This is a genomic window from Oleiphilus sp. HI0061 (assembly GCF_001635675.1).
This window is the reverse complement of record NZ_LWFE01001601.1, coordinates 1-710: the sequence shown is the minus strand read 5'-3', so window position 1 is coordinate 710 and position 710 is coordinate 1. Positions and strand designations below refer to the sequence as shown.

The following is a 710-nucleotide window of genomic DNA, read 5'->3' as shown; positions in this document are numbered from 1 at the left end:
CGGTTGTCGATGATGCTCGCAATATCGCCTAGTCTTACCTCGGCACCGTCAGCATTCGAGGCAATAATGATATTTCGATAACCCTCTGCATCACTTTTTTTAGCATCACTGGTGATTAGTACGTCACCGTCATGGGTTTTTAATACGCCACCTGGTAACTGATTTGATTGTTGCCTAATTAGACGACTGATCTCTTCGAAGCTAACTTGATATTGCTCTAAGTTATGTGCCGGGATATAGACTTGTATTTCAGAGTCTTTAACGTCTTCTAGGTCGATGATGCTGATGTTATCGTTTTCGAGGATTTCACTGCGTATGCTTCGCGCCATCTTGCTCATGCTAGCGTAGTCCGCGGTGCCACTGAGAATTAATTTACTAACGCGATTACGTACAATCAATTCCTTGACGGTTGGCTCTTCTGCCTCGTCTGGTAAGGCATCATAGTTTTCGAGACGGCTTTTAACTGTATCTAGTATATCTTTCGTGAGGTAGCCGTCTGCTACGTCAAGAGTCATTGAGCAAAAACCCTCATGCGCAATAGCGCTAAGCTCAAGTGTGCCCTCAATATCATAAATCTGGTTTTCGATTGGCTTGCAGATGCTAGATTCTATGGTTTCAACTGACGCACCAGGCAGGCTCGTATCTATCCCAATACGTTCAAGGGACACATTTGGGATCAGCTCTTTGCGAATATCGGGCAGGCTGATATA

General features: G+C 44.6%; 1 protein-coding gene. It reads right to left on the bottom strand.

Going from position 1 to position 710, the window contains the following annotated elements; all coding sequences use genetic code 11:
- Nucleotides 1-710: efflux RND transporter permease subunit (locus A3735_RS24850; protein ID WP_197486031.1), on the bottom strand; the 710-nt coding region annotated here is incomplete at both ends.